The 15,425-nt window shown below is 61.7% G+C and carries 15 protein-coding genes and 1 pseudogene; 5 read left to right on the forward strand and 11 right to left on the reverse strand.

Annotated elements, in window-relative coordinates; all coding sequences use genetic code 11:
• Positions 1-145 precede the first annotated feature (145 nt).
• The 4 genes from gltX (at position 146) to ACGHUK_RS01465 (ending at position 5,328) form a co-directional block, all read left to right on the forward strand.
• Positions 146-1,615: a glutamate--tRNA ligase gene (gene gltX / locus ACGHUK_RS01450; RefSeq protein ID WP_097774254.1), complete on the forward strand. Its 1,470-nt coding sequence runs from the start codon at positions 146-148 to the stop codon at positions 1,613-1,615.
• A 185-nt stretch (positions 1,616-1,800) separates the two neighbouring features.
• Positions 1,801-4,089, forward strand: a complete 2,289-nt coding sequence (locus tag ACGHUK_RS01455) for a SpoIIE family protein phosphatase (protein ID WP_390574684.1) — start codon at positions 1,801-1,803, stop codon at positions 4,087-4,089.
• 81 nt (positions 4,090-4,170) lie between these two features.
• On the forward strand, positions 4,171-5,118 hold the full coding sequence (locus tag ACGHUK_RS01460) for a pectinesterase family protein (protein ID WP_390574686.1): 948 nt from the start codon (positions 4,171-4,173) through the stop codon (positions 5,116-5,118).
• A gap of 48 nt (positions 5,119-5,166) precedes the next feature.
• Complete coding sequence (locus ACGHUK_RS01465; protein ID WP_005937708.1) at positions 5,167-5,328, forward strand: hypothetical protein; 162 nt, start codon at positions 5,167-5,169, stop codon at positions 5,326-5,328.
• Between the two features lie 104 nt (positions 5,329-5,432).
• On the opposite strand, the gene ACGHUK_RS01470 is transcribed toward ACGHUK_RS01465, so the two are convergent.
• Both ACGHUK_RS01470 and ACGHUK_RS01475 read right to left on the reverse strand, forming a co-directional pair.
• Positions 5,433-6,959 (reverse strand): cell wall metabolism sensor histidine kinase WalK, encoded by a 1,527-nt coding sequence (locus ACGHUK_RS01470; protein ID WP_097774257.1) that lies wholly within the window; start codon positions 6,957-6,959, stop codon positions 5,433-5,435.
• Positions 6,960-6,977: 18 nt separating this feature from the next.
• The gene (locus ACGHUK_RS01475; RefSeq protein WP_044953253.1) at positions 6,978-7,664 is read right to left on the reverse strand and encodes a response regulator transcription factor; all 687 of its coding nucleotides are present in this window, start codon (positions 7,662-7,664) and stop codon (positions 6,978-6,980) included.
• Between the two features lie 270 nt (positions 7,665-7,934).
• Here ACGHUK_RS01475 and ACGHUK_RS01480 point away from each other — a divergent pair.
• Positions 7,935-8,105: pseudogene (locus tag ACGHUK_RS01480) on the forward strand (UDP-N-acetylglucosamine 2-epimerase); the annotation flags it as partial.
• A gap of 132 nt (positions 8,106-8,237) precedes the next feature.
• On the opposite strand, the gene ACGHUK_RS01485 reads toward ACGHUK_RS01480, so the two are convergent.
• From ACGHUK_RS01485 to ACGHUK_RS01525, 9 genes are all read right to left on the reverse strand, one after another.
• On the reverse strand, positions 8,238-9,284 hold the full coding sequence (locus tag ACGHUK_RS01485) for a sulfate/molybdate ABC transporter ATP-binding protein (protein WP_390574688.1): 1,047 nt from the start codon (positions 9,282-9,284) through the stop codon (positions 8,238-8,240).
• Positions 9,281-9,952 carry a molybdate ABC transporter permease subunit gene (gene modB / locus ACGHUK_RS01490; protein ID WP_207698828.1) on the reverse strand — a complete coding sequence of 224 codons (672 nt, stop codon included), beginning with the start codon at positions 9,950-9,952 and terminating at the stop codon, positions 9,281-9,283. The genes ACGHUK_RS01485 and modB overlap by 4 nt, the downstream gene beginning before the upstream one ends.
• Positions 9,953-10,012: 60 nt before the next feature.
• On the reverse strand, positions 10,013-10,900 hold the full coding sequence (gene modA, locus ACGHUK_RS01495; protein ID WP_390574690.1) for a molybdate ABC transporter substrate-binding protein: 888 nt from the start codon (positions 10,898-10,900) through the stop codon (positions 10,013-10,015).
• Positions 10,901-10,979: 79 nt separating this feature from the next.
• The gene (locus ACGHUK_RS01500; protein ID WP_390574691.1) at positions 10,980-11,912 is read right to left on the reverse strand and encodes a molybdopterin-binding protein; all 933 of its coding nucleotides are present in this window, start codon (positions 11,910-11,912) and stop codon (positions 10,980-10,982) included.
• Between the two features lie 9 nt (positions 11,913-11,921).
• On the reverse strand, positions 11,922-12,890 hold the full coding sequence (gene moaA, locus ACGHUK_RS01505) for a GTP 3',8-cyclase MoaA (protein ID WP_291015636.1): 969 nt from the start codon (positions 12,888-12,890) through the stop codon (positions 11,922-11,924).
• Positions 12,883-13,380, reverse strand: coding sequence for a cyclic pyranopterin monophosphate synthase MoaC (gene moaC, locus ACGHUK_RS01510; protein ID WP_097774263.1), 498 nt, complete (start codon positions 13,378-13,380; stop codon positions 12,883-12,885). Before moaC ends, moaA begins: the two co-directional genes overlap by 8 nt.
• Before the next feature lie 71 nt (positions 13,381-13,451).
• A complete protein-coding gene (locus ACGHUK_RS01515; protein ID WP_390574693.1) occupies positions 13,452-14,471 on the reverse strand; it encodes a molybdopterin-binding protein in 1,020 nt (339 codons plus the stop codon).
• Between the two features lie 12 nt (positions 14,472-14,483).
• A complete protein-coding gene (locus ACGHUK_RS01520) occupies positions 14,484-14,999 on the reverse strand; it encodes a molybdopterin-guanine dinucleotide biosynthesis protein B (RefSeq protein WP_223388288.1) in 516 nt (171 codons plus the stop codon).
• 34 nt (positions 15,000-15,033) lie between these two features.
• Positions 15,034-15,261 carry a DUF1653 domain-containing protein gene (locus ACGHUK_RS01525; RefSeq protein ID WP_154260621.1) on the reverse strand — a complete coding sequence of 76 codons (228 nt, stop codon included), beginning with the start codon at positions 15,259-15,261 and terminating at the stop codon, positions 15,034-15,036.
• Positions 15,262-15,425: the final 164 nt, after the last annotated feature.

Raw genomic sequence — 15,425 nt, forward strand, 5'->3', positions numbered from 1 at the left:
CAAGTATAGCATGTTGCGAACAAAAGGAAAAGGGTTAGATGTGAATGCATGATGTTATCCCGCATTGACAAAACAGCGCAGAATCAGTACAATAAAACATAGCTGTCCGCAAATTTTTTGCATGAGAATAAAGGAGCGTTTTTCTATGCCGAGCAATAAAGTCCGCACCCGTTTTGCGCCGTCGCCCACGGGTTATATGCACGTTGGCAACCTGCGCACTGCCCTGTACACCTACCTGATGGCAAAGCACGAGGACGGCACCTTCATCCTGCGCATCGAGGATACCGACCAGGGCCGCTATGTGGAGGGCGCTGTGGATGTCATCTACAACACCCTGCGGGAGACCGGCCTGCTGTGGGACGAAGGCCCGGACATCGGCGGCCCCGTGGGCCCCTATGTGCAGAGCGAGCGCATGGGCATGTTCAAACAGTATGCCGAGCAGCTGGTGGCTGAGGGCAAGGCATATTATTGCTTCTGCACCGAGGAGCGTCTGGAGGCCCTGCACGCCGAGCAGCGCGCCAACGGTGAGATGACCCACTATGACGGATGCTGCCGCGACCTGCCCAAGGACGAAGTGGAAAAGCGTCTTGCTGCCGGGGAACCCTATGTTATCCGCCAGAAGATCCCCCGCGAGGGCGTGACCGGCTTCGACGATGTGGTGTACGGCCACATCGAGGTGAACAACAGCGAGATGGACGACCAGATCCTCATCAAGACCGACGGCATGCCCACCTACAACTTTGCCAACGTGGTGGACGACCACCTCATGGGCATCACCCACGTGATCCGCGGCAGCGAGTATCTGTCCTCTACCCCCAAGTACAACCTGCTGTATCAGGCGTTCGGCTGGGAGATCCCCACCTACATCCACTGCCCGCCGGTCATGAAGGATGCGCAGAATAAGCTTTCCAAGCGCAACGGCGATGCCAGCTATCAGGATCTGGTGGCAAAGGGCTACCTGACCGAGGCCGTGCTGAACTACATCTGCCTGCTGGGCTGGAGCCCCAAGGGCGAGTATGCCGAGCAGGAGATCTTCTCCCTGCCGGAGCTGGTCAAAATCTGGTCTCCGGACGGCATCTCCAAGTCTCCGGCCATCTTCGATCCCCTCAAGCTGCGGGCCATCAACGCGGAATATATCCGCCGCCTGTCCCCGGAAGAGTTCCAGAAGAAGGCGGAGCCGTGGATCGACAAGGCCGTGCACACCTCCATCGACAAGAAGCTGCTGTGCGCAAACCTGCAGCCCCGCTGCGAAGTGCTGGGCGAGATCCCGGAGCAGCTGGATTTCTTTGATGCGATGCCCGAGTACGATGTGAGCATGTACGCCAACAAGAAGCAGAAGACCACCCCGGAGACCGCCAAGGAGGCACTGGAAGCCCTGCTGCCTGTGCTCAGCGACGAAGCACTGGATTTTGGCAATCGCGATGCCGTCTTCGATGCCTGCAAGGCCAAGGCTGAGGAGCTGGGCAAGAAGAACGGCTGGCTGCTGTACCCGCTGGGCATTGCCCTTTCTGGCAAGCAGCGCACCCCCGGCGGCGGCACCGACCTTGCCTGCATGATGGGCCGCGAAACCACCCTTGCCCGCGTAAAAGCGGCAATTGAAAAGCTGAACGGCTGATTTTTGCCATAAAACCACAAAGCTCTGCAGCATTTTTGAACGCTGCAGGGCTTTTTTGCGTCTTTGGGCCGGTTTGCGGCAGAACACTGCACCGCGCCAAAAATCGCCGCGCGCCCGCGCTACAGTATATGCAGAAAGCGCGGGGAACAGAACCACAACGCCCCGCCGGAAAGCGGGGAGTTTTTATGACAGAGCGGATGGGTCTGGCAGCGGCCGGGCGGCAGAACAGACAGCGGGCAGCACTGGCACGGCGGGCGGAGCTGCGCCCGGCAGCGCGCAGGCTGGCGGCTGTGGCAGTGGGATTTGCAGGCGGCTGGGCCGTTCTGTACGGTGCACTGATGCCTTTTGGTCTGGGCTTTGTGCTGGGCTTTGCAGAGGACTGCTTTGCCCCCTGTGCGGCGGGTGCGGCGCTGGGTGTGCTGCTGCACGGGTTTGGCGCGCTCTCGCTGCGCAGTGTCTGTATGCTGTGCGCACTGGGTGCTACAGTGGCAGCGCGGTGGATGGGTGCCAGAACACTGACCCCGGCGGCACTGGCGGGCTGCGGCACGCTGGTGGGCGTGGCGCTGTGCTTTGCCTTTGGCGGCGGCGGGGCAGAGCTGGTGTTTTACAGTGCGGCAGATGCCCTGCTGGCCGCAGCCATGGGCTTTTGTCTGCGGCAGTTCGCGCCCGAAAAGCCGGGTGCCGGGATGCTTCTGGTGGGTGCGGCGGCAGCGGCGGCGCTGGGCAGTGTGCAGCTGTGGCAGCTGCTGCCGGGCGTGATCGTCTGCGCGGCGCTGGAACTGTATTTATGCAGCAAAGGGCAGGCCAAAGCCGCGCTTGCGGCCTGCGCGGTGCTGGGCGCTGCGCTATGCGCGGCAGACCCGGCTCTCAGCTTTGCGGCATCCGGCCTTGCCTGTGCCACGGTGGCAGCGGCAGTGCTGGCACCCGGACGGCGCATGGAAACGGTAGCCGCCTACGCGGGCGGCTGCGTGACCGGTGCACTCTGTGTGCAGCCGCCCGGGAGCGCGTTCCAATATCTGCTGAACGTCTGCATCGGCATCACGGCCGTAGCGGCCATGCCCGCAGCATGGCTTGTGCCGGAGCCGGAAGAAAAGCCGCAGGCAGGGCAGGCCCAGCCGCAGCAGTACAGTGCAGCGGCCACCCGGCTGGAACAGGTGTCCCAGAGCCTTGCATCGCTGGCAGAGACCGTGAACGATGTCTACGAAACGCTGCCGCACCGGCGTGAGGATTTCCATTGGGTAATTGACAACACACATGATACCCTTTGTTTTAACTGCGGACGGCGGGATACCTGCTGGAAGCAGGAGTATGCCGCCACGCTGGAGGGCATGGAAGCACTGCGCCCTCTGCTGGAAAGCAGCGGCGGGCTGGAAACGGCTCAATTGCCCGGGCAATTATCCCGGTGCATCCACCCGGCAGCGCTGTGCGCAGCGGCAAACCGCTCCTTTGCGCTGTACCGCAGCCGCAAGGAGGCCCGCCTTCATGCCGAAGCCATGCGCACTGCCCTGACCGAGCAGTACAGCGCCGTGGCCGAAGCGCTGGGCGTGTTGGGAGAACAGCTGGGCCGTCCGGGCGACCCGGAACCCTATAAATCCGGCCGGGTGGCGGACTTTTTTGCGCAGCTTGGCACTCCGCCGCAGGAGTGTGCCGTCACGCTGGATGATCTGGGCCGCACCCATGCGGCGGTCACGCTGCCGCGCACCCGCTTCTCGGCGCAGGAGCTGGCCGCGCTGGCCGGGGAGGTGGGCCGCATCTGCCGCCGCACGCTGGAAGTGCCGCAGGTGCTTTCCTGCAAGGGAATGACCACCCTGCTGTTCAGCGAAAAGCCTGTGCTGCGGGCCGTGTTCGGCATGGCGGGCGCGGCGGCACGGGGCAGTATTTCCGGCGATGCGGTGCAGCAGTTCTGCAGCCCGGCGGCAGCGCAGATGATCCTGTGCGACGGCATGGGCACCGGCAGGCCTGCAGCCGTGGATGGCAACCTTGCCGCCGAGCTGACGGCCCGGCTGCTCAAGGCGGGCTTTACCGCAGAGCTGGCGGCAAGGCTGGTCAACGTGGCCCTTGCCCTGAAAAGTGAGGATGAGAGCGGTGCCACGCTGGACCTCATCAGCGTGGATCTTTACACCGGCACGGCAAGGCTGTTCAAGGCCGGTGCGGCACCGGGCTTCCTTGTGCACGGCGGGCGGGTGCGTGCTGTGGGCGACACCAGCCTGCCGGTGGGCATTCTGGGCGGAGTGAACGGCCAGAGCCGGGTGGTGCATTTGACGGTGGGCGATTATGCGGTGCTGGTCTCGGACGGGCTGCTGGTGGACGGCCCGGGCTGGGTGGCAAAGCAGCTGGAGCTTTCCGCTGCGGCAGGAGAAGCGCCGGAAAAAGTTGCAAAGACGCTGGTGGAAACGGCCCGCGTGCGCGCCCAGAAGACCGGCAGGCCGGACGACATTACGGCGGCGGTGCTGCGGCTGGAAAAATGCGTTTGATGTTCATACAAACTTCGTTGATTTTCGACGGAGGAGAAGGTATACTATGGAAGCATAGAAACAAAACGGGAGGACAGAAACATGCTTACCATAACCGTAGCGCAGGATGGCAGCGGCGATTTTGCTTCGGTGTCCGAAGCGGTGCTGGCCGTACCTTATGCCTGCGCAGCAGAGATCCGCATTGGCCCGGGCGTTTACCGCGAAAAGCTGGTGTGCGAAAAACAGGATATCACCCTGATCGGCGCAGGCATGGAAAGCACCCGCATCGTGTGGGGCGACGGCGGCAAGCTGCCGCACCCGGACAGCAGGCCCACCCACACCTTCCGCAGCTATACCGCGTTTTTCCGGGGGATAGAACTGCGGGTGCGGGATCTGACCATTGAAAACGATGCCGGCCCCGGGGCAAAGGTGGGGCAGGCCGTGGCGGCTTATGTGGACTGCTCTCACACCCTCTTTGAGAATGTGCGGCTGCTGAGCAATCAGGATACGCTGTTCTGCGCCCCTCTGCCGGAGAAGGAGCGGGAGAAGGATGGCTTCCTTGGCCCGGGCCGCTTTGCGCCCCGCCGCCCGACGGCCCAGTATTACCGGCACTGCGAGATCGCGGGAGATATCGATTTTATTTTTGGCGGCGCGGACGCTCTGTTTGAGCAGTGCACCATCCGCACCGTGAACAACCACCTGCCTGCAAGCTACGTCACGGCTCCCTCGGGCCGTGCCGATGGCCTCGGGTTTGTGTTCTGGGACTGCGACTTTGTTTCGGACGACTGCCCGACAGGCACGGTGTTTCTGGGCAGGCCGTGGCGGCCCACCGGTAAAACGGCTGTGCTGGACTGCCGCCTTGGTGCACACATCGCGCCGGAGGGCTTTTCGCCCTGGCAGAGCCGCACCGACTCGGACCTTGCCTGCTTTGCCGAAGCGGGCAGCACCGGCGCAGGCGCTGTGCCGCGCGGTGCATGGGTGAAGCAGCTGGACAGCCAGCAGGCCGAAGAGCTGCTCAGATGTGCACGGAAGCTTTGCAGACCGGAATAAAAGCGGAAAATATAAAATAAAGTATAAAACGGATTTGAAGGATCTTCTATGAAAAAACTGCCGAATTTTGTCAAATGGATCATCATTCTGGCGGCACTGGCTGCAATGGGCTGGATGATGTGGGCTGTGAATGATCGTGCCTCCCGGGTGGAAATGCCCGCACCGGATAATACATTCGGAATTTATCACACAGCAGATTCCAGCCAGTAAATCATTTGGAATGGCCGCAGCATTGCGGGCAGAAACGATGCTCTATAGAAAAAGCAAAAGCCGGGACGACCACAAGGTCATCCCGGCTTTAAAATTATTCCTGATTATTCCTGCCCGGCCATCTCGGCTGCATTGGCGGGCAGGTCGTTCATGATGAACCAGAACGTAGTGCCCATGCCGATGGCACTCTGCACACCAAAGCGGAAGCCGTGCTGCTGGAAGATGGCCTTGGTGATGGAAAGGCCCAGACCGGTGCCCTGCTTGCCGGCATCCGAACGGGAGCGGTAGTACCGATCAAAGATATAGGGCAGGTCGTCGGCAGAGATGCCGGGGCCGTGGTCCTCCACCTCTACCCGCACGCCCTCGGTGCAGCGCTGGGCCCGCAGGATGAAGATGCCGTCTTTGCCGATGTGGTGCATGGCGTTGCCCAGCAGGTTATGCAGTGCGCGCTGCATCATGTTGGGGTCTGCGTAAACGGGCAGTTCCTCGTCCGGCAGCTCCAGCTGGAGCTGCCAGCCGTTCTGGGCGCAGATGGCATCGTACCGTTCGCTCACCTCGTCGCACAGCTGGCCCATATCAAAGTGCACGCGCTCGCATTTGTCGGCACCGCTGGTCACCTTGCTCAGCTCCATCACGCTGGAGACCAGTGCGGTCAGGCGGTCGGTCTCGTCCACGATAATGTTCATCTGCTCATCGCGGTGGGCCTTGTCGTCGCCGGTAATGTCGCGCACCGTCTCGGCATAGCCCTTGATAAGGGTCAGCGGGGTGCGCAGGTCGTGGGAGACGTTGGCCAGCAGATCGCGCTGCATCTGCGAAGAATGCTGCACCTCGCTTGCCATGTGGTTGAAGTCCCGGGCCAGATCGCCCAGCTCATCGCTGCGGCGGGTATCCACCTGCACGGCATAGTTGCCCATGGCCATCTGGCGGGCAGCGCTGGAAAGCTGGCGCAGCGGCTTTGTGAACCACTCACTGAACAGCCATGCCGCCGTCATGGCAAAGGCAAAGATCAGCGCCGCTGCCATGGGCAGCACGGTGCTCAGCACCTTGCCGGCTTCGGCCACATGCACAAGGCTGGTAGTGACCAGAACGGTGTACTCGCCGCCGGAGGTGTTGCGCCCTACCAGCAGCTGTGCCGAGCCGGAGAGCCGCGGCGGATTCAGGGTCTGCACAAAGCCGCCGGTGGTGCGGCATTTCTTGCGCATGGCCACAGCGGTGGAAACGATCATATCATTGTTGGCGGAATCCGAGAGCAGCGTTTCGTGCAGGTTGCAGTAGGACTGGTTCTCGATCTTATAGATCGTGCGCATGGTGGTATCGGAAATATCCACACAGAAGCTGTTCAGCGAACCGCTGGCGTACAGCTGGGTGGCAAGCCGGTCAAAGAACGTGGTGTTGACCGTAAGATGGCCAAAAGACCATGCCGAAAGGGCTTCGCCGTTTGCAATAGCCTTGTCCAGCTCGGCGGTGATGCTTTCTGCCTGAGTGGTCAGCTGTTTTTCAATGTGCTTGGTGTACAGCGGTTCCAGCAGCTGGGTGGACAGAAACCACACCAGTGCCAGCAGGAACAGACAGATACAACACAAAAACCACATCAGCTGGCCGCGGATGCCGGGGGAGTGATGGTGCCGCATGAATCCTCCGCTCCTTTATCAGCGCGTTGCGTCGGGGTCGAATTTGTAGCCGATGCCCCACACGGTAGCAATGTAGCTGCGGCACTTGCCCAGATGGCCCCGCAGCATTTTGACATGGGTATCCACGGTGCGGTCCTCGCCAAAGTAGTCGTAGTTCCACACTTTCTGCAGGATCTTTTCACGGCTGAGGGCGATGCCCTTGTTGGAAGCAAGGAACACCAGCAGGTCGAACTCCTTGGGGGTCAGGGCCACCTCCTCGCCGGAAACGCGCACCGTGTGGCTGGCCGTGTCGATGGTCAGCTCACCAAAGGTCATGGTGTCGGAGGCAGCGGCGGGCTTGGGCATGGTGCGGTTCAGCACGGCCTTGACGCGGGCTACCAGCTCACGGGGAGAGAAGGGCTTGACAACGTAGTCGTCGGCACCGCTCTCCAGGCCGGCCAGCTTGTCGTATTCCTCGCCGCGGGCGGTCAGGATGATGACCGGCGTGTTGATGTGGCGGGCGCGCATCTCCCGCAGGCAGGTCATACCGTCCATGAACGGCATCATCAGGTCCAGAATGACCAGATCGAAGGCTCCGCCGGAAAGCTGGGTCAGCGCAGCTGTGCCGTCAGCGGCTTCTTCACAGATATAACCGGAATATTGTAAATGTTCACGGATCAGCTCGCGGATGCGCGGCTCATCGTCAACGATCAGGATCTTAGCCATAATACAGACACCTTCCTCAATAATAGACTTCTTGACCAGAATATCATACAGCAAGAATAAAAAAAAGCTATGAAGTTTGCGTGAATGCTTTTCAAAAAAAGTGCCCGCAGCGGCGGGCTGCTTCCAGTACCAGTATACCACAGAAAAACGGCCCTGCACAGCCGGAGTTTGCAGGGCAGACCGCAGGCCCAGCCGGATGGTGGTGCTTTCCGACCTGCACAATTCCGAGTTTGGCGCATATAATAGTGAGCTTGTGGATAAGGTGCGGCAGCACTGGCCTGCTTTTACCTGCGCATCCCGGTGGGCCATGTGGAAGCCGGACTGCGCACCTACGATCTGGATTCCCCCTATCCGGAGGAGTTCAACCGGCAGGCGGTGGGCGTGCTGGCAAAATACAACTTCGCGCCCACCGAGCAGGCCAAACAGAACCTGCTGCGGAAGTGGTTCAGCTGGTGGGCGGCACCGAGAACATTTCCAGCGTGGCACACTGCATGATCCGACTGCGGTTCGCGGTCAAGGACCTGAACAAGGCCGATCAGGAAGCGCTGAAGAAAATCCCCGGCGTGCTGTCCGTCACCCCAGCGGCATGATGTTCTGCGGTGCAGTGCCCAGAAACGCCGGTGCCTCCGGCGACGCAGCGGTCAGGTTCGTCTTGCTCACCTTCCACCACAGGCGGGTAGTGCCGTCCGGCGCGGTAAAGATCAGGTTCCAGTCAAAGGGATTCTCGCTGGTGGAGTTCAGTTGCACCGGCAGAGCGTTCGGCGCAGCTGGTGCGCAGGGGGCAAAGTCGTGGGCGCGGATGCCCACGGCGGTGCAGGTTTCCGGCACCTCGGCGGCAAGGTGAAGGGGCGCATCCCAGCCAGTCAGGCGCACGGTGTGGGCATCCACGCGGGTGCAGGACAGAATGTTCTTGCAGCCGGTCAGCCGTGCAGCGGTGGTGCTCTGCGGGTCTGCAAACACCTCTTTGGTGCCGCCGGTGCGCAGCACCTGCCCGCTATCCATCACGATCATATCCCGGCACAGGCGGTAGGCTTCGTCACGGTTGTGGGTGACCAGCAGCGCCGTGCCGCCAAACCCGGCCAGCAGGCTGCCCACTTCGCCCTCCACTTCCTCGCGCAGGTAGCTGTCCAGCGCACTGAACGGCTCGTCCAGCATCAGAATTTTGGGCCTGCCCACAAGGATGCGTGCCAGCGCGGTGCGCTGCTGCTGTCCGCCGGAAAGCTGGGCCGGGTAGCGCTTGGCAAGGGATTCCAGCCGCATGGCCTGCAGCATTTCGGCGCAGCGGGCCTTGCGGGCGGCCTTGTCTTTTTCGGCTTTCAGGCCGCAGAGCACGTTCTGCTCCACGGTCATGTTGGGGAACAGTGCGTAGTTCTGGAACAGCAGGCCCACGCCGCGCTGCTGCGGCGGCAGGTCGATGTGCTGGGCGCTGTCAAACAGCACCCGGCCGTCCAGTACGATGCGGCCCGCATCCGGCTTTACGATACCGGCAATGCAGCGCAGGGTCATGCTTTTGCCGCAGCCGGATGCGCCCAGAATGGCTGTGGCGGTGCTGCGCGCGGCAAAGTTGGCGTGAAGGATAAAGCCATCCAGCTTTTTGGTAATGTTCACTTCAAGACTCATGCGCGGCCACCTGCTTTCTGTTTTTTCTCCAGCAGATTCACGGCCAGCAGCACCACTGCCGAGATCACGATATCCACCAGCACCCAGCGCATGGCACCGGCTTCGTCGTTGGTGCGCCACAGCTGGTACACGGTGGTGGCAATGGTGGCGGTCTTGCCGGGGGTGTAGCCTGCGATCATGCTGGTGGCACCGTACTCGCCCAGCGCGCGGGCAAAGGCCAGCACCGTGCCGGCCAGAATGCCCTGACGGCAGCAGGGCATCCGCACCCGCCAGAAGATCCACACGTCCGACTGGCCCAGCGTTTGCGCCGACCATGCCAGCGTTTCGTCAAAGCTTTCAAACGCGCCGCGCGCCGTGCGGTACATCAGCGGAAAGGCCACCACGATGGATGCAAAGATGGCACTGTACCAGTTCATGACCAGCTTCACGCCGAAATGCTCCATGAAAAAGATGCCCAGCGGCCGCTTTGCGCCGAACAAAAGCAGCAGAAAATAGCCCACCACCGTGGGCGGCAGCACCATGGGCAGGGTGAGCACCACGTCCAGCGCGCCTTTGACAGTGCGCGGCAGCTTGGCAATATAGTAGGCGGCAAAAATGCCAAGGAAGAACACCGCCGCGCAGCTGACGAGGGCGATGCGCAGGCTGTTCCAAAGGGGATACCAGTCCATAAATGATACCTCCGAATAAAAAGGCTTCCCCCAGAGGGGAAGCTCTGAAAAACAACGGATTTACAGTGCGGTGAAGCCCACGCTCTCGAACACGGTCGCGGCGCGGTCGGTCTGCAGATAGGCCAGAAACTCCCTGGCAGCCTCGGCGTTGGGGGCGGCCTTCAGCACGGCGGCAGGATAGATGACCTGACCGCACATCTCTTTGGTGGCCTCATCCACAGGGGTCAGGCCTGCGCTGTAGGCATCGGTGCAGTACACGACACCGGCATCCACGCTGGCTTCGGTGATCTGGGTGGTGACCTCCTTGACGTTGGAGCCGTAGGTGATGACACCGGCTGCGGCCAGTGCTTCCTCGTCCAGAGCGTAGTAGGCAAGGATCTTCTGGGTGTACTGGCCCACGGGCACATCGCTGTTGCCCATGCAGAACAGAATGTCCCCGGTCTTGAGGTGCTCGGCCAGAGAATCGAAGCTGTCGATGCCCTTATCGCCATTCTCGGGCACGCACAGAACGACCTTGTTCTCAAGCAGGTCCACGCGGGAATCGCTGTCCACGAAGTCCAGTCTTTCGGTGTTCACATCGGCGGAAGCGGTGCTGTCCAGCTGGTTCATCTGCTTCTGACCGGCGGAGATGAACAGGTCGCAGTCCGCGCCTTCCTGGATCTGGGTCTTGAGGGTGCCGGAGGAGTCGAAGTTGAAGCTGAAGGTCACGCCGGGGTTCTCGGCAGAGTAGATCTCGCCGATGGCGGTGAGGGTCTCGGTGAGGGATGCGGCGGCAAACACGATCAGCTCCATGGATCCACCGGTAGCTTCAGAAGAAGCAGCGGCAGAGCCTGCCACGGAAGATGCAGTGCTGGAAGCGGAGGAGCCGCAGGCGGTCAGGGCCGCAGCGGCACCGGCGATACCGGCAGCAGCCAGAAAGCTGCGGCGGGAAATTTTAGTGTTGTTCATGATAAGCGCTCCTGTTTTTAAAATGAATCTTTGCATTTGATACGGTACAGGATGCGGTGCCGCCCACCGGGATACTTTTTTACTTCCGGGCGCATTCGCCGTCCAGCCCGGCGGCAAGGCGGATGCCGTGCGCAAGGCCGGGCAGGATGTACTCGAGGTTCTCTTTTACGGCCTTAGGGCTGCCCGGCAGGTTCACGATCAGGGTCTTGCCGCGCAGCACGCTGGCGGCACGGCTCAGCATCCCGCGCGGTGTGATGGTAAGGCTATGGTACCGCATGGCCTCGGCAATGCCGGGCGCGTTGCGTTCGGCTACGCTCAAAGTCACCTCCGGGGTGATATCCCGGGGTGCAAAGCCGGTGCCGCCGGTGGTGAGGATCAGGTTCACCTGACGGGCATCCGCAAGGCGCAGCAGCTGGGTTTTGAGCTGGGCGGCATCGTCCGGCAGAAGCAGCGCTTCCTCCACCTTGTAGCCTGTGGCGGTGAGCATTTCCACAATGAGCGGGCCGCTTTTGTCCTCCCGTTCGCCGCGGCTGCCCTTATCGGAAAGGGTGATCACCGCCGCGCGCAGGGGCAGGTCTGCCGGGGTGGGCAGCAGCTTCATCTCGTCGCCGGTGTGGATGGTGCCGCCTTTTACCACCCGTGCGAACACGCCCTCCCGCGGCATGATGCAGTCGCCGGTCTGCTGGCGGATGGCGCAGCCGCTGTGGCACTCCTTGCCGATCTGGGTCATTTCCAGCACGGCATCCCCAATGGCAAAAAAGCTGGGCACCGGCAGGGTGGCAAGATTGAACCCTTCCACCACCAGATTTTCGCCAAAGGCACCGTAGTCCACCCAGAGCTTTTGACGGAAAGATTCAATTTTTTCCGCGCTCAGCAGGCTGACCTGCCGGTGCCAGCTGCCGCCGTGGGCATCGCCCACAATACCCCACTCCGGGGTGAGAACAGCGGACGGCACCGGCGTTTTCAAGGTGCCGCGCCGGGGGCTTGTGCAGATAGCCAGAATTTTACCCATAAATTTGTGTTATCCTCCGATCCGGTACATCCCTCGTGTGGCGGGCATGGAGCCTTGGCCGAAGTGATGTTCCCGGGGTTTTGCCAGAATCGTGTTTTGAATGGCCTGTAAAAGGGCCGCGTCGTCCGCGCCGCTGCGCAGCAGAGCACGCAGGTCGGTGCCGGATTCGCTGGCAAGGCACGGACGCAGAAAGCCCTGACTTGTCAGCCGCACCCGGTTGCAGGAAGCGCAGAATTTGCCGTGCACGGCAGCAATCAACCCGATGCTGCCGCGCCAGCCGGGCGCAGAATAATACACCGCCGGCCCATCGCCAAAGGCCGCACCGGTCACCGGCTGCAGCTGCGGCCAGCGGCGGTAAAAGCGCTCCAGCAGTTTCGGGCCGGAAAGGCCGGGCAGCCCGGCACCAAAGCCAATGGGCATCATTTCAATAAAGCGCACCTGCAGCGGATGCTCCTGTGCGAGGGCAGCAAGGCTTTCCAGCTCGCCCTCGTTCACGCCGGGCTGCGGCACACAGTTCAGCTTGACCGGAATGCCGCTGGCAAGGGCCGCCCGGATGCCGTTTTGCACGGCGGCAAGCTCGTCTTTACCGGTGATGCGCCGGAAGGTCTCCGGGTGCAAGGTGTCAAGGCTGATGTTCACGCTGTCAAGGCCCGCCGCCAGCAGGGCGGGCAGCTTCTGGGCCAGCAGCACGCCGTTGGTGGTAAGGGCAACGCGGCGGATGCCGGGAATGGCTTTCAGGCCCGCCGTCAGTTGTTCCACGCCCCGGCGCACCAGCGGTTCACCGCCGGTGATGCGCACCGTGTCGATGCCGCACTGGGCGAACAGCGCAGCCAGCCGCAGAAATTCCTCATAGGTCAGAATATCTTCGTGGGCCAGCTTTGGCACGCCGTCCGGCATACAGTAGCGGCAGCGCAGGTTGCACAGGTCGGTGACCGAAAGGCGTAGATAGTGGATATTGCGGCCGTATGCATCAAACATAGCCGCCCTCGGCCCGCACATAGTGCCCGCTCTTGCCGCCGGTCTTCTCGACCAAGTGGATCTCGCCCAGCTCCATGCCCTTATCCACGGCCTTGCACATATCGTAGATGGTGAGCAGCGCGGCAGAAACGCCGGTAAGAGCTTCCATTTCCACGCCGGTCACGCCGATGGTCCTGGCGGTGCACACGGCCTCTACGGCCTGCTGTTCGGGCAGAAGGTGAAAATCCACAGTCAGCTTGCTCAGCGGCAGCGGATGGCACAGGGGGATCAGCTCGCTGGTGCGCTTGGCCGCCATGATGCCTGCAATGCGGGCCACGCCAAGCACGTCGCCCTTCTGGGCGGTGCCGTCCCGAACAGCGGCAAAGGCTGCCGCATTCATAGTGATGATGCCGCGGGCCACAGCCTGCCGTGCAGTGACGGGCTTTTCGCTCACATCCACCATCACGGCGCTGCCGGACGCATCAAAATGAGAAAGTTTTGTTTCGCTCATAATTTTTACCTTGATAAAGCTCTCCCCTTTGGGAGAGCTGGCAAAGCCGTAAGGCTTTGACTGAGAGGATTTCAGCAATGCCCGAAGCCGCAGTTGGGCCAGTGGCATTCGGCGCAGCCTAAGCACAGCCCGCCCTCGCCCAGCCGGGCAATGTCCTCGGCAGTGATGGGGTCGTCGGCCAGCAGGCGCGGCAGCAGCAGGTCAAAAATGGTGCGCTTGGCGTACATCACGCAGCCGGGCAGGCCGCACACCGGCACACCGTCCAGATAGCTCACAAGGAACATGGCACCCGGCAGCACCGGTGCGCCATAGGTGATGATCTCGGCACCGGTGTTCTTGATGGCAAGCGGCGTGCGGTCGTCGGGGTCTACGCTCATGCCGCCGGTGGTAAAGATCAGCTCGCAGCCTGCGGCCTTTGCTTCCAGAATGGCGGCGGTGATCCCGGCGGGGTCATCGTCGCAGGTTTTGTGATAGGTCATCTCGCAGCCGTATTCGGCCAGCTTGCCCACCAGAATGGGGGTGAATCTGTCCTCGATGCGTCCCTTGAATACCTCGCTGCCGGTGGTGATGACCGCAAACTTTTTCGGGTGGAAAGGCAGCACGTTCAGGATGGGTTCGCTGCCTGCCGCAGCCTGCATGGCATCCATCTTCTCCTGCTCGATCACCAGCGGGATGATGCGGGTGCCGGCCAGCTTCTGGCCCTTTTTCACGGGCAGGTCGCCGTGGATGGCAGCGATCATCATTTGGGGGGTGCGGTTCACGGCCAGCAGGGCGGCGCGGTCGATCTTCAAAAGACCGTCGCAGTCGGCAACCAGTTCGATCTTGCCTTCCTTCGGCTCAGTGCCGTGGATGTTGCGGCCCGCCGCTGCCTTGTACAAAAGGGCAGCGGCTTCGTCCTCGTGCAGGATGCCGGGGCGCTTCTCCCAGACATAGAGATTCTCTTTGCCAATGGAGAGCAACACGGGGATATCCTCCGGCTGGACGATGTGCCCTTTGCGGAAGCGTGCTCCCTTGAACTGGCCGGGAATGATCTGTGTAATGTCGTGGCAGAGCACCTGCCCGACAGCGTCTTCGGTACGGATGAGTTTCATGCAGAACCTCCGTTACAGGGACGGCATCTGGTTCTCGATCCAGTCTGCCAGAGCAGCAGGATCGTCCAGTGCAAAATCAGCGCCCGGCACATCGCCCACGATGGCCATGGGCTGGAACGCGGTGCCCACCGGGCTGACCGAGCTGCGCACCACCTCGATCTTGGCCCAGCCGCTGTCGCCAAAGCCTTCCAGCAGTACAAGGTCGTAGCCGTGGCGCTCGAACAAAGCCAGCAGGTCCTGCTCGTTCAGGCGGAACTGCTCGGTAAGCAGATAGCGCCCGGCAGTAAACACGGCCACACCCTCGGCACCGGCCTCATGCAGGCGGTCGGTCTCGGCGGGCAGGCGCAGATCGTCAGCCTCGCGGATCACGCCCACCTTCAGCCCGCGGCTCTTGAGCACCGGCAGCAGCGCGGCCAGCAGAGCGGTCTTGCCGCTGCCTGCGGAACCGCTGACAGCCAGCACTGCCGGATGCTTGAAGCTCAGTTCGGCGGCAAGCGCCTGTTTTTGTTCACTGTACAAAAGTATCACCCTCCGTTTTATCCCATCGGCAAAAACTGCCGGTTCACTCCTCAATGCGCACAAAGCGCGGCTGCACTTTGCCGTCCCGCTCCACGGTCTCGCACCACATGGCGGCAGGACGCACCCAAAGCCCGCGTTCCCCGTACAGGGCGCGGTACACCACCATTTCCTCTTCGGTCTCGCTGTGGCGGGCCATGCCCAGCACTTCGTATTCGTTGCCCTTGAAATGCCGGTAGCGGCCCGGCTGCACATTATATTTGAATGCTTCCATGTTATCCTCTTTTACACTGACACGCGGCATTCCGGTGCAGAATGCCATATTTATAATCAGTATAGCATATTTCAGCACGGCAAAAAAGTCTTTGGCAGGAAAGATGGAGAAAAAGGCGGCAGGCGGCGGCAAAAGCCGGGAGACAGAGTTGGGTGCTTGAACTG

Origin of the sequence: Faecalibacterium sp. i25-0019-C1 (assembly GCF_042854225.1) — a bacterium.
Classification (GTDB): Bacteria; Bacillota; Clostridia; order Oscillospirales; family Ruminococcaceae; genus Faecalibacterium; species Faecalibacterium taiwanense.